Origin of the sequence: Enterobacter cloacae complex sp. I1M, assembly GCF_014982425.1 — a bacterium.
Taxonomy (GTDB): Bacteria; Pseudomonadota; Gammaproteobacteria; order Enterobacterales; family Enterobacteriaceae; genus Enterobacter; species Enterobacter intestinihominis.
On record NZ_JADCLG010000017.1, the window covers coordinates 74,611 to 92,851 of the forward strand.

Annotated in this window: 22 protein-coding genes; 17 read left to right on the forward strand and 5 right to left on the reverse strand. The window is 52.8% G+C overall.

Going from position 1 to position 18,241, the window contains the following annotated elements:
- The first annotated feature begins 45 nt into the window (after window positions 1–45).
- The 5 genes from INF86_RS10815 (at window position 46) to INF86_RS10835 (ending at window position 2,324) form a co-directional block, all read left to right on the forward strand.
- Window positions 46–405: a hypothetical protein gene (locus INF86_RS10815; protein WP_193543519.1), complete on the forward strand. Its 360-nt coding sequence runs from the start codon at window positions 46–48 to the stop codon at window positions 403–405.
- A 33-nt stretch (window positions 406–438) separates the two neighbouring features.
- The gene (locus INF86_RS10820) at window positions 439–768 is read left to right on the forward strand and encodes a hypothetical protein (protein WP_193543520.1); all 330 of its coding nucleotides are present in this window, start codon (window positions 439–441) and stop codon (window positions 766–768) included.
- A gap of 84 nt (window positions 769–852) precedes the next feature.
- A complete protein-coding gene (locus tag INF86_RS10825; protein WP_370552866.1) occupies window positions 853–1,209 on the forward strand; it encodes a hypothetical protein in 357 nt (118 codons plus the stop codon).
- 6 nt (window positions 1,210–1,215) lie between these two features.
- Window positions 1,216–1,551, forward strand: coding sequence for a hypothetical protein (locus INF86_RS10830; RefSeq protein ID WP_193543522.1), 336 nt, complete (start codon window positions 1,216–1,218; stop codon window positions 1,549–1,551).
- The gene (locus INF86_RS10835; RefSeq protein ID WP_193543523.1) at window positions 1,548–2,324 is read left to right on the forward strand and encodes a site-specific integrase; all 777 of its coding nucleotides are present in this window, start codon (window positions 1,548–1,550) and stop codon (window positions 2,322–2,324) included. Before INF86_RS10830 ends, INF86_RS10835 begins: the two co-directional genes overlap by 4 nt.
- Window positions 2,325–2,417: 93 nt before the next feature.
- Here INF86_RS10835 and INF86_RS10840 read toward each other — a convergent pair whose 3' ends face one another.
- The 5 genes from INF86_RS10840 to umuD form a co-directional block, all read right to left on the reverse strand.
- On the reverse strand, window positions 2,418–2,702 hold the full coding sequence (locus tag INF86_RS10840; RefSeq protein ID WP_023321974.1) for a ribbon-helix-helix domain-containing protein: 285 nt from the start codon (window positions 2,700–2,702) through the stop codon (window positions 2,418–2,420).
- A gap of 47 nt (window positions 2,703–2,749) precedes the next feature.
- Complete coding sequence (locus INF86_RS10845; protein ID WP_023321975.1) at window positions 2,750–3,403, reverse strand: AAA family ATPase; 654 nt, start codon at window positions 3,401–3,403, stop codon at window positions 2,750–2,752.
- 548 nt (window positions 3,404–3,951) lie between these two features.
- On the reverse strand, window positions 3,952–4,827 hold the full coding sequence (locus tag INF86_RS10850) for a RepB family plasmid replication initiator protein (protein ID WP_063434130.1): 876 nt from the start codon (window positions 4,825–4,827) through the stop codon (window positions 3,952–3,954).
- A 408-nt stretch (window positions 4,828–5,235) separates the two neighbouring features.
- A complete protein-coding gene (locus INF86_RS10855) occupies window positions 5,236–6,507 on the reverse strand; it encodes a Y-family DNA polymerase (RefSeq protein ID WP_063434129.1) in 1,272 nt (423 codons plus the stop codon).
- On the reverse strand, window positions 6,507–6,896 hold the full coding sequence (umuD, locus tag INF86_RS10860; protein WP_113228135.1) for a translesion error-prone DNA polymerase V autoproteolytic subunit: 390 nt from the start codon (window positions 6,894–6,896) through the stop codon (window positions 6,507–6,509). Before umuD ends, INF86_RS10855 begins: the two co-directional genes overlap by 1 nt.
- Window positions 6,897–7,241: 345 nt before the next feature.
- Between umuD and INF86_RS10865 the strand changes: the two genes are divergently transcribed.
- The 12 genes from INF86_RS10865 to INF86_RS10920 all read left to right on the forward strand — a co-directional run bounded on the left by INF86_RS10865 (window position 7,242) and on the right by INF86_RS10920 (window position 18,224).
- On the forward strand, window positions 7,242–8,198 hold the full coding sequence (locus INF86_RS10865) for a plasmid segregation protein ParM (protein ID WP_043135399.1): 957 nt from the start codon (window positions 7,242–7,244) through the stop codon (window positions 8,196–8,198).
- Between the two features lie 5 nt (window positions 8,199–8,203).
- On the forward strand, window positions 8,204–8,599 hold the full coding sequence (locus INF86_RS10870) for a plasmid partitioning/stability family protein (protein ID WP_118284100.1): 396 nt from the start codon (window positions 8,204–8,206) through the stop codon (window positions 8,597–8,599).
- The gene (locus tag INF86_RS10875; protein ID WP_193543524.1) at window positions 8,592–8,933 is read left to right on the forward strand and encodes a hypothetical protein; all 342 of its coding nucleotides are present in this window, start codon (window positions 8,592–8,594) and stop codon (window positions 8,931–8,933) included. The genes INF86_RS10870 and INF86_RS10875 overlap by 8 nt, the downstream gene beginning before the upstream one ends.
- 273 nt (window positions 8,934–9,206) lie before the next feature.
- On the forward strand, window positions 9,207–9,974 hold the full coding sequence (locus INF86_RS10880; RefSeq protein WP_023321982.1) for an N-6 DNA methylase: 768 nt from the start codon (window positions 9,207–9,209) through the stop codon (window positions 9,972–9,974).
- Window positions 9,975–10,336: 362 nt separating this feature from the next.
- Window positions 10,337–10,621: a hypothetical protein gene (locus tag INF86_RS10885; RefSeq protein ID WP_052977991.1), complete on the forward strand. Its 285-nt coding sequence runs from the start codon at window positions 10,337–10,339 to the stop codon at window positions 10,619–10,621.
- On the forward strand, window positions 10,618–11,385 hold the full coding sequence (locus INF86_RS10890; protein ID WP_193543525.1) for a hypothetical protein: 768 nt from the start codon (window positions 10,618–10,620) through the stop codon (window positions 11,383–11,385). The genes INF86_RS10885 and INF86_RS10890 overlap by 4 nt, the downstream gene beginning before the upstream one ends.
- A 561-nt stretch (window positions 11,386–11,946) precedes the next feature.
- Window positions 11,947–12,729 carry a hypothetical protein gene (locus tag INF86_RS10895; RefSeq protein ID WP_193543526.1) on the forward strand — a complete coding sequence of 261 codons (783 nt, stop codon included), beginning with the start codon at window positions 11,947–11,949 and terminating at the stop codon, window positions 12,727–12,729.
- Window positions 12,730–13,098: 369 nt separating this feature from the next.
- Entirely contained in the window at window positions 13,099–14,010 is a 912-nt protein-coding gene (locus INF86_RS10900) for a DUF1281 domain-containing protein (protein ID WP_193543527.1), read from the forward strand.
- Between the two features lie 776 nt (window positions 14,011–14,786).
- On the forward strand, window positions 14,787–16,091 hold the full coding sequence (locus INF86_RS10905) for a DGQHR domain-containing protein (RefSeq protein WP_193543528.1): 1,305 nt from the start codon (window positions 14,787–14,789) through the stop codon (window positions 16,089–16,091).
- Entirely contained in the window at window positions 16,052–16,852 is an 801-nt protein-coding gene (locus INF86_RS10910; RefSeq protein WP_254925940.1) for a plasmid SOS inhibition protein A, read from the forward strand. The genes INF86_RS10905 and INF86_RS10910 overlap by 40 nt, the downstream gene beginning before the upstream one ends.
- Before the next feature lie 221 nt (window positions 16,853–17,073).
- Complete coding sequence (locus INF86_RS10915; RefSeq protein ID WP_032727168.1) at window positions 17,074–17,232, forward strand: type I toxin-antitoxin system Hok family toxin; 159 nt, start codon at window positions 17,074–17,076, stop codon at window positions 17,230–17,232.
- 491 nt (window positions 17,233–17,723) lie between these two features.
- Window positions 17,724–18,224, forward strand: coding sequence for an antirestriction protein (locus INF86_RS10920; RefSeq protein ID WP_118284090.1), 501 nt, complete (start codon window positions 17,724–17,726; stop codon window positions 18,222–18,224).
- Window positions 18,225–18,241 lie beyond the last annotated feature (17 nt).

Consider the following 18,241-nt stretch of genomic DNA (forward strand, 5'->3'; position numbering starts at 1 on the left):
TTACTCTTGGTGACTATTTGCCAGCAAACCAGAAAGGAGATCAGGATGGGACGTTCAGTACCGGTGAAGATTGGTCAGAAGGAATTTGCATCAAAAACTAAAGCCCGCAGCTATTACATGGATCAACGGCCTGACGTGAAAACCGTCGGGGTCATTTCAGAAGGCGGCTATTTTGAAGAGCTGAAAGAACTGTTCACCCTCTATTGTGACAGTTGTCCGGGGTGGGAACTGAACGGCCGACTGATTAGACATTTCACGGTTCAGAATGAACCTCGTTTTACGAATGGCCGCTGGGTGTCACATCCCTGCTATAAGGTCCAGCTGAGCAACGGTGAGCTGAGACCGTTTTCAGTTGAAAAGGCAATAGATGCCATCGTCAAAGTTGCTGTAGCTGAACAACGATAGCTAAGGGCGGGATTTCTAAGCAGAGGAAAGATTATGTGTGATTTATGCAGGGCGGACGGGAATTACTTCCATACGCCGGAATGTGTGTATGACCAGCTGGTCAGTGAGTACCCCGTGATGTGGCTGCGGGACTCGACCCGGATCGGCGCCTGCTACACCCTCCGTGAACTGCTGTCGCCGGAAGGGATGGTGCTGGCCATACAGAACGCGCCTCCTATGAAGGGATGGCGGCTGCGTATGCGGTATAACGAGGCCACTGACGAAGAGATTAACCCGCAGTGCGGGGACTGTATCGAGCTGCCCTCCAGGACGTATGCCATGCGGGCCTTCCGATCGTTGCGGGAAGGCACCGCGTCAGCTTAGACGACCACACAACAACCCTTGACCCTGTAAACAGGAAACCAGATGAACAGAACCGATGATGAACCAGTGACAGAAACGGACGTGATGGCCACCGCCTTGCGCACCACGCGAAAGTACGGAAGTAATATCATCAACGTTACGCAGTTTATGGATACTAATGCTTACGTGAAATCCGATCCGCGGATGCCGAGAACGCGGCTGCGTCGTTACCTGGGACAGTACGGCCTGCGCGGTGAGGCGCTGAGCAGGGAGGTCAGACGAATCGTCGCTGGCCCTGAGCGACCGGATAACACGCTGAAAGCCGGAATCTACTATACCTGGCCCTACGGCTGGGAGCCTGCGGATTTCACGCCAATGATGAGGCGCATTTTTCGCGGAAAGCGGACCCGTCATGTGATGTTGTTTGATGAACTGCCTCAGCTCTTTGGCAAATCAGGATAAGCCGGAATGAACCATGACCTGGTGGCTGCCCGTGCGGCAGAAGAGATCATTGAACTGCTGTCGCTGTGCCAGCAGTTGCAGTCAGAAAAGGATGGCCGGGAACGGCCGGCGCCCGGAACATATTCCCGCGATGAGGATGATTTTGCCGATCGCATCCGTTCCGCATGCGGGCACGCCCTGCAGCTTCGCCGGCTGCTGCCGTTAGCGACGACCCTCAGCGCCATCGGCGCCGGGATGGAACGCCGGGGAGATATCAGTGTGCTCCCGGGCGAGGATTACGCGCAGAAAGCAATGGCACGACTTACAGAGCAATACCTGTCCGGCAGGGACAACAAGCAATGATGCCGGCAATACCAGGCCAGAGCGTTTCGTTTTCGGCCGCGCAGCTGCCGGTGGCCATCGACTACCCTGCCGCACTTGCCCTGCGTCAGATGGCGCTCGTTCAGGACGAACTGCCGAAATACCTGCTGGCGCCGGAAGTGAGCGCCCTGCTCCACTACGTACCCGATCTGCACCGTAAGATGCTCCTGGCCACCCTGTGGAACACCGGCGCCCGTATTAACGAAGCACTGGCCCTGACCCGGAGTGATTTTTCACTGGCGCCGCCCTACCCGTTCGTGCAGCTGGCCACACTCAAGCAGCGGGCGGAGAAAGCGGCACGAACGGCCGGCCGCTCGCCTGCAGGCAGTCAGGCGCATCGCCTGGTTCCGCTTTCCGATGCGAACTATGTCGGTCAGCTGGAGATGATGGTGGCCACGCTGAAAATACCTCTTGAACGACGCAACAAGCGAAGCGGCAGAATCGAGAAGGCGCGTATCTGGGAGATCACCGATCGGACGGTCCGCACCTGGCTCAGCGAAGCGGTTGAAGCGGCAGCGGCCGACGGGGTGACTTTCTCCGTGCCGGTGACACCGCACACGTTCCGTCATTCCTACGCCATGCACATGCTGTATGCCGGTATACCACTCAAGGTGCTACAGAGTTTAATGGGACATAAGAGCATCAGCTCGACGGAGGTATATACGAAGGTGTTTGCGCTCGATGTGGCGGCACGGCACAGGGTACAGTTCCAGATGCCTGGCGATGAGGCAGTGGCGCTGTTAAAAAAAATCTAAGAAAGCTGAAAGTATCTAACATCTCAATCTGATGTTGTTTTAATATTAAAACAACATCAAAAAGAGATTGCTTTGATTGTTTTTTGATGTTACCTACTCGCTTATTTTCTTCTTGCCCGCAATTTGCAAACCATAGTCCAGTATGTTGATGCAAGACATATTTATGAATGCAGCGCGCGATTGTCCGTTCTCTGCAGCAGCCTCGTCAATACGCTGAATCAGTTCAGGGTCCATTGTGATTGTGATCTGCTGTTTTTTTCCTTTTACCACTCCCTTCGAAGCGGGAACTTTTGCATCAGGTGCTGAGTTTATAAAGTTCTCTACTGCATCATTCTTTGAAACGGGTGGTTGAGTTTTGGGTTTTTTTTGGATTGCCATTTCATATCACCTAAACATTATTTTAATATCATTTTGATTGCATTTGACTATTTAAATAGCATTGATATGAGAGCATCTAATTCTTGCACTGCAATCTTTTCATGCGAACGTAATTTCAGCTCACTTACGGTTCTCCCACTGCCCGCAGCATTGGCATAAACTTTTCTTTGATAGATGATTTTGTCTAGGATTGGGATGTCCTCTTTGTACTCTTCCATCATTTCCAGCATATCTCTGTTGTCGGAGGATCTGGCTTGAGTATCTGCTTTGTTCAAAAGCGAATAACAGACCAAGCCATCTCTGATACTTCGCGCTTCTTTGATTAGATCGGCGTTGGCATCCATGGCCCAGGCTTCGAAACTTCCAGGCGCTGAAGGAACTAAAAGGACGTCTGTGATTGTCAGAGCAGCTCTCATTGCAGTGGAATCACGGCCTCCACATTCGATGATGATATCGTCAAAGTTATCTTTCTGTTGGAGAACCTGGCTCCTTAACACCGGGCCTTCTGGGTAATGCGAGCAAGCAATACCTGGTTCAACCCCGTCTTCTGAACGAACCAGGATAGCTGTTTGAGAAGACCCTTGTTTATCACCATCAACTAACCATACTTTTCTGCCTTGCCGAGCTCTTGCAACTGCGATGTTAACCGCGAGAGTAGATTTACCTACTCCTCCTTTCGTATTGGCAATCGTTAGTATCATTTTCATCTCTTTTTAATATTAAAAAACTATCAACATAGTAGTAAGTGCATCTCATCTAAGTCAAGTCTTGGATGAGTAAAATTAACAGTGTGATGATATCTTTATGATTGTATTTTAATATTAAAACCATATCACAATGATTGCTATGTGATGGTAAGCATGATTTTATGCATTACTTGTACAGCATGTACTGAAGTATGGGCTATACCTCAGCCGCACTTAACGAAAGAAATGGCCCCGGGAAGCAAAAAGTGGATCGTAATGGGAAGTCTTTGCAGATTCGGTGTGTCGAAGTGGGGCAGGGTGAGGCAATTTGGGATAAAGGTGTGTTGAAGCGGGATAGCTTCTCACTTGTATCCAAAAGGTGTGTTGAAGTGGGAATGTACAGCAGTGAAAAAAGCACTTAACGAGTAATCCTCCCGTTACAACACACCTATTAAGACGTTTAAGAGGAGGATTCCCGCTACAACACACCTATCAAGACGTTTGATATAAGACCTCCCGTTTCAACACACCTTAATCGAGTCGCTTTCCCGTATTGACACACCTTATACAGCTGATCCTGGTTTCAGATTTGCGGAGCGACTGTGTATCAGAACGAAAGTCTCTTTACCTTTTTTTGTGATGCTGTGGTCAAGATACCCAATATCTTGTAACTGCTTAAGGGCCAGTTTAATGATACGGTTCTGTTCCTTTACTGGAGAGAGCAGTGAGAGCCTGTCACGTATTCGTTTGAAAGATATAGGGACTGGGTTCGTAGGCAGGCTTTCGATGAAAGTATACAGGGCCTGAGCAGCTTCCTTGCGAGTTAAAGCGTTTATAGGCTTATGTCGAAGCAATACAGTGTAATCAGTCTGGTAGAGTTCCCATAGACGCTGATCAGCTTCAAGTTCCACTTGGTCGTTTGCAAAATCCAATTCACCAGTCTTAAGCAAACCTGTCACGGAAACTTTTTGAAGGCCCTCTGACCCGCTGCGGTTAAAGGTAATGGTCTTGCCACGTATCCTGGTTAAAGCTTCTGAAATACTTTTCCTAAGACGAGAATCGAATCTCTTAGACTCAAAGCGACACATTCCTGCAAACTCATGAAAAGTAAGTTTAATGCTGTTCGTTTTTAAACCGTACTTACTAAAAGCTTCAATGATACCGACCCATACCTTGAAGTCGATGGCCATACTCAACCGTTCGCCGGTAATACGAATATCGTCGTAGCCCTCTCGCCTTGAGAATTCCAAATCCTTGAGAACAGAGGTCGCATCTATTGATGTTCTGGCTCCTTTTGCAGGTCTGCTTGAGGGAACAAAAACATTTAATCTCATCAGGGCTACAGGCTGAACTGTTGCCTTACTAGTTACTGTGAGCTTATTGTTAACACTTTCACAATCTGGACCTATAACCTCTCCGATAAAAACGTTTTCATTCATATAGTTATATCCATTCCAGTATATGATCGATATGTGCCTGAATTATTTATTCGTTCCCGTTTCGACACACCATTTTTCCCGATTCTACCCACCCTTTCCCCGTTTTGACACACCTTTTTCCCGCTTCGAAACACCTTTCTCCCACTACGACACACCAGAAAACGCTAAGAAGCCCGTAGACAAAGGCTTTGCAGCAAAAGGGATCAGTTTGGATCTATTCGGGTAAATTAGGATAAGTTATTGGATCTACTCAAAGGATATGTGGATAACTCATTATAGAATCTATACAACTTAAGAGCGTAAGGTGCTTTAAAAGGCTTCAGGCTCCCTGGTGCTTCCTCGCTCACTCGCGGGCTGCGCCCTGTCGTTCGCTGCGGCGAGCACTACTGGCTCTCTGAAAGGCGAAATTTAACTGATCCTCGCAATGGGGATATCTTTCCAGCGGGTAGTGTAAGCAGGGGAGAGCATATCGCGTTTCATCTGCCAGGATGGTGCAATCCCTCGTCCTGCAAACCAGACCTGTCCCAGGCCAGAATGATTAATGCCATCAAGAACCTTCATCAGCTCAGCGCTGTGAGGACGTGGCGGACGTTCGTCGAACAGCTGCAGCTGCGAAACGCCGGAGCAGGTGAAGTCATTCAGCATCACACCGGCTTTGGCATACCGGTGCCCATCCTTCCAGATACGCTCCAGAGCCGTTGTAGCGGCCGCAATAATGTCCCGGGTGTCCTGAGTGGGGGTAAGCAGTTTCTCCGTGGCCACGTTGCCGTAGTAAGGCTCTTTAACGGCAAAAGGGGACGTTTTAATGAAAACGGAAATATGCCGGCAATACTGCCGCTCTTTACGCAGTTTTTCTGAGGCCCGCTCTGCGTACTGACAGACAGCCTGCCGCAGCGAATCGTATTCAGTGACCTTCTCGCCGAAGCTACGGCTGCAGACGATCTGCTGCTTTGTTGGCGGGGCTTCTTCAAGCGACATGCAGCTTTCCCCGTTCAATTCGCGTACTGTTCGCTCGAGAACGACGGAGAAATTTTTGCGGATAAAGGCCGGGTTCGTCAGGGCCAGATCGAGCGCGGTTTTGATGCCCAGAACATTGAGCTTGCGTGCAATACGGTTCCCCACGCCCCAGATCTCTTCGACCGGCTGCAGTGAAAGCAGCTTCCGCGTTCGCTGTGGATTCCCCCGGGTCAGGGCGAGCACACCACGAAACTGTTTCCATTCCTTTGAGGCCCACTGGGCTGATTTTGCGAGTGTTTTCGTCGGTCCGGCGCCCACGCCAATGGTAAGACGGGTACAGTCATACACGTGCCGGCGCAGCTGCCGGCCGAAGTCCTCCAGGTCCATGCAATGCTCCACGCCGGTCAGATCGAGGAACATCTCGTCAATCGAATACTGTTCCACCCTGGGGGCCAGCTCCTCCAGGCAGTTCATCACGCGCGCCGACATCGATGCATAAAGTTCATAGTTGCTTGAGAACGCGTATATTTTTTCCGGGTATCTCTCGTTTTTCATCTGAAACCACGGCGTGCCCATTTTGATCCAGGGCTTTGCCTCGGCACTTCTTGCGATTACGCAGCCATCGTTATTACTGAGCACCACAACCGGCTTTCCTTTCAAATCCGGGCGGAAAACACGTTCGCAGCTGGCATAAAAGCTGTTCACATCGGCCAGGGCAAACATCAGTACATCTCCCGGGGACGGTGAATGATGTGCGTGACGACGCCAAAGATATCCAGATCGTCCGGGTCGGGATAAATTGGCGACCAGGCCGCGTTCATGGGCTGCAGCGTCAGTCGTGGCGTCAGTAGCAACCGTTTAACCGTAAATTCCCCCTGCACGCTGGCCACCACAATATCGCCATGCCGGGGCTTCTCGGCACTGTCCACAACCAGCAGATCGCCATTGTACAGGCTGCCGTCGGCCATGCTGTCTCCACTTGCGCGAAGGTAGTAAGTCGCGCTTGGATGCCGTATGCAGTAGTCATGGAGATCCAGATCGGACTCGACATAGTCAGCTGCAGGTGAAGGGAAACCACATGAGGCGAGATCGGCGAATAACGGCAGCTGCATTTTATCTGGTGATTCTGCCGGTGCGATAAAGCTGATATTGACCATTTTATACCCCTCCTTATTACTGTTTATATATACAGTATTATTTTTATGAACCCAGTTTTAAGCAAGCTATTCTCGGTCCCTTTATTTCAACCGGCTGATTTTTAGGCGCAAATAGCTAGCGTATGAATAGCTTCAATCCCTATCTCCTCCCTTTTAGTTCTCAAATAGTTCTCAAATATTTCTCTTTCAGGGTTGTTATTGTGTCCGTGATTTGTATAATTCTCATATTGTTCTCCAATAGTTCTCTATATTGTTTTTGTTTGTGCTCGTTTCAATCCAAACTATTCCAAGGTGAAAGGTATGAAAATTTTCATTGATGACGGCTCTACCAATATCAAACTGCAGTGGAACGAAGCCGGACAGGTCAGGCAGTCAATCAGTCCTAACAGCTTCAAACGTGAATGGGCTGTGGCGTTCGGTTCTCAGCAGGCGTTCAACTATCAACTGAACGGGGAGCAGTATTCTTTCGACCCGATCAGCCCAGAGGCGGTTGTGACGACTAACGTTGCGTGGCAATACAGCGATGTGAACGTTGTTGCTGTTCATCATGCGCTTCTCAACAGCGGTATTGAGCCGTGCGAAGTAGATATCGTTGTCACACTGCCGCTGGCGGAGTATTACGACAAGAACAACCAGCCCAACGAAGCAAACATTCAACGTAAGAAAACAAACCTGCTGCGGCCGGTCGAACTCAATGGGGGGAAAACCTTCTCTGTTCGTCATGTTGACGTGATGCCAGAATCCATCCCGGCTGGTTTCGAAGTCGTTAAAAACCTCAACGAGCTTGATTCACTGCTGATCGTTGACCTGGGCGGAACGACGCTCGATATTTCTCAGGTGATGGGCAAAATGCGCGGAATATCGCGTATTTACGGCGATTCCACGCTGGGAGTCTCTCTGATGACCGGTGCCGTAAGAGACGCACTTTCGCTGGCTCGCACGAAGGGAAGCAGCTATCTGGCCGACGATATCATCATTCACCGTAATGATGCGGCCTACCTGGCGTCACGTATTAACGATACCTCACGCATCGATCTTGTTTGTGAAGCAATGACATCGGCTCACAGCCGGCTTGTTAACAGGGTTATTGAAGCTGTCAGTCGCTTTGAGGGATACTCGCATGTAATGGTCATTGGCGGTGGCGCCGAACTCATTGCAGAGGCAGTAAAAAAACACTGTGCAGTCAGGGAAGAACGTTTCTACAAAACCAGTACGTCTCAGTTCGACCTCGTTAACGGTATGTACCTTATTGGATAAAAACCATGGATACGCGACGCAAAATTACGTTTTACCTGAATCCTGAAACTAACGAAGCGGACCGCTTTGTCTGCCAGAAAACGGACGAAACGCCTCAGGGGGACAGGGGGCGTTTATGGCGCGCCGCGCTGCTTACCGGCTTTGCATTTGGCAAGCAGGATGAACGGCTGCCGTTCCTCTTCAGCGAGCTGCTTAACCGCGATACGTCATTTGATGACCTGCTGCAGCTGCTTAAAGCCGTTTACCCACGCGAAACCGAGGCTCTGCTGCAGGGCAGGGCGCGAGAGGCAGTAATCGCGGCCCCTCAGTCTCAAGAGCAGATGAGCGATTCGGTATCGCCTGATGACGAAACCCGAAATAATGCCCGGAGCATGTTCGGCGGGACGGGAAACAATGTCTGATCTGCGGGAACACGGAAAGCTTGTCCGCCAGTTCCTCAAAACGGCTCGTGAGCTCGAATCCCTGAATGTGGTCGATGGCCTGGAAAACATGACCCTGGGTCAGCTGCGTGAGGAGCTTACGCGTCGTTCTTCGCCTGGCGCAGGCTATAAGCAGCAGTATCCGCGCCACGGCGCGAAATGGGACGAGGAGGAGAAACAACGCCTGATCGCCCTGGCCGAGGCGGGCATGCTCGATGTTGAAGAGTTTGCAAGGGAGTATCAGCGACGCCCGGAATCTGTTCTCGCCTATATGGTTCGCCTTGGACTGCTCGACAAGGATCACGATCTCCGTTAAGTCTCCATCACTGGCGGCGTAATAAGCCGCCTCAACCCGTCTTCCTGTTTAACCAGCTATCTCTGAGTTGCTACCCCCACACCGCTTAATCGTCGCATCGTGCCGGAAAAATTCAAGCCACCGACCGCGGCGCCCGTTCGCATTCCTTCCCTCTGGTCAGTCATTTGCGCTGCGGCCTTGCGCCGGAGCGTGATTTTTTCCTTAAGGCACGTTGCGTCGTGTGCGGTATGGCGGAAGCACAACGCAGACCGCCGGCTAAAAAGGAACGCCAGAATGAGCCAACTGACACTTAACCTGCCTGCGCACAATATCTCCCATCATCCAAAGCACGCCGGTAAAAGCGGCTATGAGCATTATCGCCGTGAGTTTATAACCCTCTTCCGGGACACTGCGCGGTATCACAACCGTTATGAAGTATTCCGCGATTTCGCGGAAATGGGCGCCCTGGCCGTACAGAACGTGTTTCTGCGGTCTGAGGCTCTGGAAGATGAATACCTGAACCTGGCGCGCCGCTATAAAAAAGATGATCTCCTTAACATGTCCCGATTGCTGGGGTGTATGGCGGCAGCTCTGGATTGCCAGCCTGGGGACTTTCTGGGGCAGATCTTCTCCGAACTCGAGATAGCTTCGGCGGAAATGGGCCAGTTTTTTACCCCGTACTACTTATCCAGCCTGATGGCACGCCTGACGACGGATGAACTGTTCGGCCAGCTGGATAGTGCGCCGTTCATTACGTTTCATGAGCCAGCGGTTGGCGCCGGCAGCATGGTCATCGCCTTTGCTGAAGCAATGTTTGAAAAAGGCCTTAATCCTCAGAAACAACTATTTGTCAGCTGCAACGATATTTCCCCCGTCGCGGTACACATGTGCTATCTGCAGCTCTCCTACCTGGGTATCCCGGCGGAAGTAAGCATTGCGAATACGCTGACCCTTAAAACGCAGAGAACTTACCGGACTCCCTTGTGGTATCTGGGCGGCTGGCGTGATCGGCTTGAACTCTGGTCAACCTTAAACAACATGCGAGCGTTGCTCGGGGACTAAGAAGGACCGGGGCGCTGGCCCCGGTCTTAATCTGGCCAGACTGACGGTCTGGCCGTAAAGGATGCCCGCTGAAGCGGGCCTGTTCCGGATAAAAAACGTTCTGTGTCCTCTTTCTCTGCACTCGTTATCTCCTGCCATGGCTAAGACGGTTGCACCGTGCCGGCATAAGTCAAGCCGCCGTTTGCTGCACCCGTTCGCGCGTTCTCCCTATGGTCGATCGCTTGCGCTGCGGCTTTGCATCCGGGGCATGACTTTTGCCTGAAGGCACGTTGCTGTCCGTCGCTCATGGCGGGAGACAACGACCAGCCTCCTAAAAGGAGGACGCCAGAAGAAAAAATTTATTCGTCCAGAAGGAGAAAATAATGACCGATCGTCAGATTATTACCAACCTGCTGCAGTCGCTCACTAACAGACTGCTGGTTTCTTCCCCTGAGTTTGCCGCAGCGCTTTCGCATTTTGACATTGTCACCACCTATCAGGGGGTGAAAGGCGATCCTGACTGGGCGGGTCTCTTCGGCCGTGAGGGTTGTTTCTATGTGGATGTATTTTCCGGGAGCCATCCAAAGGGACTGCGTTACGACTTTAACTGCCCTGAAGATGCTTCCGCCTTTGCTGCCGGCGTCCGGGACGGAGAGGTGATCCTGTGAATCTTTATTCCCTTCTGACGGCGGCCCGGGGCCGCCAGATCCTTGCAGAAAACAACTGGCCGGCGCTCGGTATGGATATCCCGGAATGTGGCAAGCAAATAACGCTGAAAGGTACTGTAAGCGCGGCTGTTCTGATCGAGCTGGTACCACACCTGGCAGAACGTGGGCGGCTTGCTAAGGGTGCTGTGAAGTCCCTGCAGGCGCTTTGCCGTGAAAACGACATTACGGCTGAGGTTTACGTGCAGATCGGTTACATCGAGATTTCTGTAGACGTAAAAGTGGCTGGCATTCCTGAACCGGAGAAGATTTGCCAGGACTATCTGACATTAGCGCTGCAGGACGAGCTGTGGGTTATGGGCGACACATTCAGGCGTGATGCCGAAACTATCCTGCAACAGACAGGCGCGCGCTACGACGGCGCCCATATTTTTGAACGCGAAACACGGCATTTCATTGTCGCGGCAGAAGCCTGGTACGACATACCGGCATCAATGTATCCCGGAGAGCAACTACTGCAGGCATGGCTTACTGAGATCCTCGTTTACGGAGCGGAGGTAATGACGATAGGCCTCGTTGTATGGCGCCAGTTCGGCATGCTGCGTGTATGTGAGCACCGTTTACCGCAGGTCTGCGTAGTCCGCCCGGACACACCTGTCAGACACTGGCTGAACCGCGAACATGTAGCAGAACTGATGCAGAAAGCACGCAAACATATCGCGAATGAACGAGAAATCACCGCAAGTTTTGGCAGGCGTAAATTTTAAAATGCAGCCTCCCGGGAAACCGGGAGGTAAAGGGGAGATATATTTTGATGCAACCGATCCCGATTGTTTCCGGCGTGATATTCCGCGAGCCACCGGCAGAGCAACTGATCTTTTCCCGCTCAGTCTCAGATGATGATCTGTGCGCCTTCTGCAGGCATCTATGGTACAGCCCCGGGCATGACAGCGTATGTCAGAATCATACTGCCGGACACTGGCCTGGACTGGAAGATGCAAACGGTTATTTTCAAACCTGTCCGCGTTTTGCGCCGGCTGAATAATGCAGCGCCCTGGCGGGCGCATTTTTTAAAGCCCTACGGGCTAATCCTCGTCCTTCTGGCGTTTCCTTCCTGCATGGCCGGACATTCCGGCCGCAACGCACGCTGAGCCGGTGCGTAGACGTATCAACAGCCCCTTACTCCCCCGGTCACCGCGTCTTCAACGCGGCGCTGCGGCCTCACTCGGGTTATTGACACGTCTCCTTGTACCCCGTCTCGCGAGGTTGTTACGGCCATCACTTCCCGGCCGGTTCAAGGGGAAGGTAACACCAGAAGGAAACTCAATATGCTGTACCACACGCTTACCGATGCACTGATCCATACCCTGGCTAAAGAAGAACTGTCTGCACGCAGCTGGCCGCATCTTCAACTGGACTACAGTCTCCACCATAGCCTGGGCGATGGCGTAATCTTTACCGGCTACCTGTCAGCAGAAGATCTCCATCGCATCATCCCACAGCTGCATGCGGAAGGCCTGTTGAGTAAGTCGCGCGCGGACGAACTGCAGAAGGCTGTCATCAGATGGGGCACCAGTATCAGACTGACGCACAACGGGCGCTGGTATCCCTATACCGGTGAAGCGGTGATTACAGCATCAGGTTTTCCCGATACTGCCTCTTCGCATGAGCAGGATCTCATTGCCGCCCTGGACAAGCAGTACCGGGCTGTTTGCCAGAGTGTGAAAGTGCGCGGCTATAAGGTAACGGAGGCGACGCACCCGGAACATTTTGAAGAAGAGCTGTTCTGCCGCCGCACGCAATACATTGAGTTGAATGCCGTAGCTCTCGACCCTGCAGAGTTCGGTTATAGCGATGTAGAGGACGAGGTGCTGAAAGAGTTTCTGAAACTGATTTTTGAGCAGCGCGCCCGGGTACTGACCCTGCGTTTTAATGTGAAGTGCAATGGCACGATCATGGCGCAATGCTGGACGAGTGGCGTTGTTATTCGCCCCGATGAGCCGGTCAGAAAATGGGTACCGCTTGATGAGATTAATTATCTTGCCGGTGAGGCCCGTGCGGAAATACGCGCCCAGGCCCAGGCGTTTAGCAGTTTCCTGTCAGCAGCCTGATTGCAGGGGCCAGACTCCAGGCCCCGTTCAGCACCTGCCGTCAGCTACCTGCATTGAGCAGGAAGCTGACGGTACAGAAAGGATGCGCCCTGACGGCCGCACATTGATCGCCGTACCGGCGAAAAACACATTTTGTCTCTCACTCCGGTCGGGCTGACGCCGTGACCAGACCTTAGCCCGGGCCACGGCCTCCACAAGGGAAGCTGACGCCGTCACCTTCACCCGTTCGCAGACTTTCCTGTGCATTCAGCCAGGAAAGTCTTTGCGCTGCGGCTTTGGTGTCGCCCTTGTTGCACCCGTTTTGAAGCCCGGTCTGGTTCGTGGTCACGGCGACAGCCGTATCCACTGACCAATATGGGAGATATACACATGCCTAACTGGTGTGCAAACCGAATCGAAATCACTGCGCCTCTCAGCCTGCAGGGCGACATAGAAGCATGGATTAACGGAACGTTATTCCCGTTCCATAAGCGAGCTATTCAGCAGAGCCTGCGGATGTTTATTGCTGGCGTGGCAGGACGTCTTAAGCCTGCGGTAGAAGTGGACTATCCAGCATATCCGGAGCTGGTATCAAACGGGTGTGAGGAGTCACTGGCAGGACGTGCATTCAGTGAGTGGACAGAGATGCTTAAAGCAGATATCCCCCTCAGTGAAGAAAACTGCGAGACGATTGACCGGTGCTACAGGGCGTGCGGGCTGGAAGAACTGAAGTGGGAGAGTCTGACCTTAACGGAAAAAACGCGAGTGGAGGGAATGATCCGCGCAAAAAGCTATGACTGGGGCGGATATTACATGAGAGGGGGAAGCCCGGAGGATATCTTTAACGGGCTTTGTGAGGAACCGGAGGGCGATACGCTTGATTTGCGAATGCTGCTGCCTACTCGCCTCGCAGCTGAAATAAACGGATTTAACGGAAAGCTACTTGAAGGCGTATCCAGTACCTTTCACTTCTACTCGATCCAGTACGGCACGAAGTGGCCTGCAGCAAACCGTTATGAAATGTGGGCAGGGGAGGGCATCCTGCAGATCGATACCGATACCGCATGGGCACCACCTGAAGAGAGCGTAATGGAAGCCCTTTCGGCGCGCTGGAACTGCACAGTAAAGCACTGGTATAGCGAGGCCGGTTGCGATTTTTGCGGGTACCGGGAGTATGAGGCTGGCGCTATGGTTGAGCTTATTGATGACAGTTTATGGTATGCGGAAGAGGACGAAGATGGTTACTCTGACGTGATCGGGCCTGAGTGGCTGGTAAACAACATCACACACTTTGGCGGTTAAATATTGAACATATCAGGGCGTGGCAGTAAATATACGCCCTGCACCGATTTATCCACAGCATGTCCGGGTTATTGCCTACTGGTAGTGTGAATAACGCTGCCAGTACGGCAGAAAAACCTTCTGCAGGTTCCACCTGCAGTGGCAGGGCGACCGCGCCTGCGGCGCAGTTCCCCGACCCACCAATAAATTATTTTGAGGATCTGATAAGCATCAGAGCAAGTTCAAAACTCAGGGTTTGAAATTTCCTCGTGCTTAAAAAGTGCAATTTCTGCACTTTATTCAAGGTGACTTTGGGCACGCTTCGGCTCCCCGTCGGGGCCGGGTCGTCGCCTGCACTTCGCGTGATGGCCAGTATGTCCATCGCGCTACGCGGAGCCGCAGGCGTCTCCGTCCTGCCGGATAGCAAGCGATGCCTGAACTACGGCGCCTGCAGCTGCCGTGCCGGCAGCGCCGCTTTCACTGGCCGCCGGTGGCGGCCGCTGAGGAAAGCCGGTGAACCGGCTTCTCCCGGCATCTCCTTCCTCTGCATTTAGCGGTGTTCACTTTTGCTGTGACTGACGCTGCCCCGTCCTGGTCCATAAACAAGGTAAGGCTAAAGCCCGCTGCACTCACCCGTTCGCACTCCCTCCCTTTGGTCGCTCGCTTGCGCTGCGGCTTCCTGCATCGCCCTTGTTTCTGGCCCGGGCGGCCGGGGCGGTCAGGTGTCACAGCAACGTGCTCCCCGCCTTCCGGAACCGGAAAAAGGGGACGCCAGAAAGAAGCCGAAGGAGGCCACGATGACAAACCAGACCCACGAATTTTTCTTTGAGTTCCCGGCTATTCAATGCCAGCAGGGTGGACGCGTGCAGTACATGTTGTGCACACCGATGAACATGCTGAAGCGTATTATGGCGTTTGATGACGCCGGTGATGTGATGTCCCGTTCTCAGCGCGAGGTTCATCTGGGCCGCGCTAAAAGGATCAATCGCTATCTGACGACCGGCTATGACCTGAAAACGGACTATATCGTGCCGACGCTGGTTGGTAACATCGACGGGGTGGTTCGTTTTGAAGAGGCGGCGGGAGTTAAGGGCGGTCTGGGAACGCTTTTCATCTCGATGGATGCGGATATCCGTTTATTTGACGGACAGACCCGTTCACGCGGCATCATTGATTATATCAGCGCGCGTAAAGATTCTCCGGATACCATCACACTACTGCTCACTGTGGGGCTTCCTCTTGAGACGCGCCAGCAGTTTTTCTCCGATATCAATAACAATGCCAGCAAACCGGCAACGGCTATTTCTATGGCCTACAATCACAAAGATCCTCTTAACGCTCTGGTTCGCCAGATTGCCAGTGACACACCTGCGCTACGCGGCCGCGTAGACTATGAGCATAACGTTGTGCCAGCCAAAAGTTTTCTGCTAATCAGTTTTAAGGCGCTTCACGATGCGACCCGCAAAATGTTTGGTCTGCGGGCAGGTGATGAAATTACCGATGCGCTGCGCAATGACGCATTGCTCCTCTGGAAGGCGTGGAGCGTTGCGCTGCACTGGGAATGGCTGGCAGAGAATATCGGTCCTCCAATGTATCGCACGCGTCATATCGGTACTCACGGCGTTATGGTCAACGCCATCGGCATCGCCACTGCCATGATGCTTGAAAATCATGATGCCGGAGCCATTGCTGAAATGCTCAATCATAGGACAACAGCCTGTATTGAAGCTCTTCAGCCTTTTGCACACGCGGAGTGGTACGGCGTATGTGTTGATCCGGAGACCGATACCGTCAAATGCGATACACCGGCCCAGAACCGCGCTGCCGAAAAGCTACTGAACGTGTTTGGCATGAGTACGGAACATCCTCACGCCTGGTTGCGCCCTTCTTTTGATGAGGACGTCAGCGATGAACAGGTTGCAGAGATGGCTGAAAAAGTCGCAAAGGTGGCAGAGGAAAAAAAGCTCGATCTGGCAATGCTGAAATCCGCACTACCGGAACGCCTTGCCCTGTCAGAGACGTCAATGAAACCCGTATTTTCCAACATGCGCCGTCTGCGGGCGTGGATGAGCGAACAGTTCCCACAGCCCGGGCAACAGTAAACAGGAAGGAGGCCGCCCGAACGGGCGGCAGTATCCCGAACCACCTGTCTCTGGTGCCACTTAATCCCGAACGTCAGGCTGCAATACAGGCGATCGATGATGTGGAGAGCGGGGCCAGTGAACGGTGGTTCAGCTTATATCCCTATGCCTCGGCCTTTTTCCGTCGCCTGACGGGACGCGGAAAGGTTTCCGGAAAAGCGCTTCGCGCTGTCACCGGCATTATCTGGGACCCCCGCGAGAGGCTGGCAACACTGAGTGACTATGAAATGGCGTTTGATACCCTGATCAGGACGCGGGGGCAATACTGTCCCACACCTTTATGCAGTTCGATACGGCACTGGTTATTCCCGGAAGTGGAATTTCAGCAGATGGAGCGTGCCCGGCAGCGGGCCAGTCTCAGCGGTCATAAGTACAGTGTGAAAACGCGTCGCCAGCGGGAACGGCAGCGCGAGCAGGCAGCAATACAGTATCACCGTGTTGTGCAGCTGGCCGCCATTGACCTGAACTTCCAGAGTCCTGACACATTCTGTCAGTGGAATAAGCGGCATCAGGAGCTGGAAGAGGCTGAATGGCTGGGCATGTTCTGGCGCTGGCAGGCTCGCTTTCCTTCCCTGCGGGAGCTGGACTGGCTGCGCTACAGCCACGATAGCATAGCCGCAATCGTCCTGAGTCTGGCAGCGATTGTCAGGGAAACACCCGAAGTGATCCGGGCGCAGGAAAAGCTTTATGTGCCGAATAAACTGGAGTATGCAGGTCGCTGAATTACCGTGGTTTTCAACGGTTATTCCTGGTCAGAATGGTACTAATGGCGGTATAATGACCGTGGCGCTTGAGGCTTTTTGCCTCATGATGTTTCAGTGGTTTGGGTGTCGTGTGGCAGAAAGACAAAAGCCCCAGTTAATTTTCATTAACCGAGGCCCCTGCATGATTCGACACCATCAGGATAGCCTCTTACCGTGCCTAGTGCAAGGAGAAGCAAGCCATGAAATTGCCGCAACAACCTGTAATCTGGTGTGTACTGATCGTGTGTCTCACACTGCTGATATTCACGCTCCTGACCCGGTCCCGCCTGTGCGAGCTCCGGCTAAAGGATGGAAACAGGGAGGTTGCTGCAACTCTGGCTTACGAATCTGGTAAGTAGGAACCTGGAGCGGGGGGGTAACCCCCCGCTTTTCAGGCTGATAGTGTTGCGTTCTGCACCTGAAGCGCCTTTTTGAAGGGACTGTCTGAGCAATCGGGCAGTCCCTTTTACTTTTCCTGACCTCCGATTTTGAGCCCAGCGCTCGCAGCTGCCGTGCCGGCAGCGCCGCTTTCACTGGCCGCCGGTGGCGGCCGCTGAGGAAAGCCGGTGAACCGGCTTCTCCCGGCATCTCCTTCCTCTGCATTCAGCGGTGTTCACTTTTGCTGTGACTGACGCTGCCCCGTCCTGGTCCATAAACAAGGTAAGGCTAAAGCCCGCTGCACTCACCCGTTCGCACTCACTCCCTTTGGTCGCTCGCTTGCGCTGCGGCTTCCTGCATCGCCCTTGTTTCTGGCCCGGGCGGCCGGGGCGGTCATGTGTCACAGCAACGTGCTCCCCGCCTTCCGGAACCGGAAAAAGGGGACGCCAGAAAGAAGCCGAAGGAGATAAAAATGAACGCATCCACCACTACTGCCCAGACTGAACAGGTTACAAGCATTGAAATTACACACCCGCGCCAGCGCCTGAATTTCATCCCCCGTCTGTTTGCCTCTCCGCTTGGCGATCAGATGGCTGCTAACTTCCTGCAACGACACAGCAATTATGACGGTGGCAAGTGGCGATACTTTGAGGTTCCCCGTGGCATTACTGGCCAGATCGGAGGATGGACGGAAATTGCCACAACCCGCCCTACCGGGTATATCACGCCGCCTGATGGCACATATCGCCTGACCATCCCCGGTAACTACTTTGACGAGGAAGTTTCTGCGGATGCTGTGGGGATCATCGCAACGCTTTTTGTGCTCAATTTCCTCTCATGCAAGTTATTCGAAATGGGTGAAGAGTATGCAATGACGTGTCAGGGGCTTGTCGATCGACAGGATGCGCTTAAGGACTATGTCAGCATCATCAAACATCCGGAACGCAGCCAGATTTTCCGTGCAATCGACTGATAAAAAAGCCCGGCCAG

Coding starts and splice junctions, on each gene's coding strand:
- INF86_RS10865 (WP_043135399.1), top strand. CDS start 7,242: ATGAAAATTTTCATTGATGACGGCTCTACCAATATCAAACTGCAGTGG.
- INF86_RS10825 (WP_370552866.1), top strand. CDS start 853: ATGGCCACCGCCTTGCGCACCACGCGAAAGTACGGAAGTAATATCATC.
- INF86_RS10815 (WP_193543519.1), top strand. CDS start 46: ATGGGACGTTCAGTACCGGTGAAGATTGGTCAGAAGGAATTTGCATCA.
- INF86_RS10900 (WP_193543527.1), top strand. CDS start 13,099: ATGCCTAACTGGTGTGCAAACCGAATCGAAATCACTGCGCCTCTCAGC.
- INF86_RS10880 (WP_023321982.1), top strand. CDS start 9,207: ATGAGCCAACTGACACTTAACCTGCCTGCGCACAATATCTCCCATCAT.
- INF86_RS10850 (WP_063434130.1), bottom strand. CDS start 4,827: ATGAATGAAAACGTTTTTATCGGAGAGGTTATAGGTCCAGATTGTGAA.
- INF86_RS10855 (WP_063434129.1), bottom strand. CDS start 6,507: ATGTTTGCCCTGGCCGATGTGAACAGCTTTTATGCCAGCTGCGAACGT.
- INF86_RS10845 (WP_023321975.1), bottom strand. CDS start 3,403: ATGATACTAACGATTGCCAATACGAAAGGAGGAGTAGGTAAATCTACT.
- INF86_RS10915 (WP_032727168.1), top strand. CDS start 17,074: ATGAAATTGCCGCAACAACCTGTAATCTGGTGTGTACTGATCGTGTGT.
- INF86_RS10895 (WP_193543526.1), top strand. CDS start 11,947: ATGCTGTACCACACGCTTACCGATGCACTGATCCATACCCTGGCTAAA.
- INF86_RS10875 (WP_193543524.1), top strand. CDS start 8,592: ATGTCTGATCTGCGGGAACACGGAAAGCTTGTCCGCCAGTTCCTCAAA.
- INF86_RS10820 (WP_193543520.1), top strand. CDS start 439: ATGTGTGATTTATGCAGGGCGGACGGGAATTACTTCCATACGCCGGAA.
- INF86_RS10885 (WP_052977991.1), top strand. CDS start 10,337: ATGACCGATCGTCAGATTATTACCAACCTGCTGCAGTCGCTCACTAAC.
- INF86_RS10840 (WP_023321974.1), bottom strand. CDS start 2,702: ATGGCAATCCAAAAAAAACCCAAAACTCAACCACCCGTTTCAAAGAAT.
- INF86_RS10830 (WP_193543522.1), top strand. CDS start 1,216: ATGAACCATGACCTGGTGGCTGCCCGTGCGGCAGAAGAGATCATTGAA.
- INF86_RS10905 (WP_193543528.1), top strand. CDS start 14,787: ATGACAAACCAGACCCACGAATTTTTCTTTGAGTTCCCGGCTATTCAA.
- umuD (WP_113228135.1), bottom strand. CDS start 6,896: ATGCAGCTGCCGTTATTCGCCGATCTCGCCTCATGTGGTTTCCCTTCA.
- INF86_RS10835 (WP_193543523.1), top strand. CDS start 1,548: ATGATGCCGGCAATACCAGGCCAGAGCGTTTCGTTTTCGGCCGCGCAG.
- INF86_RS10870 (WP_118284100.1), top strand. CDS start 8,204: ATGGATACGCGACGCAAAATTACGTTTTACCTGAATCCTGAAACTAAC.
- INF86_RS10920 (WP_118284090.1), top strand. CDS start 17,724: ATGAACGCATCCACCACTACTGCCCAGACTGAACAGGTTACAAGCATT.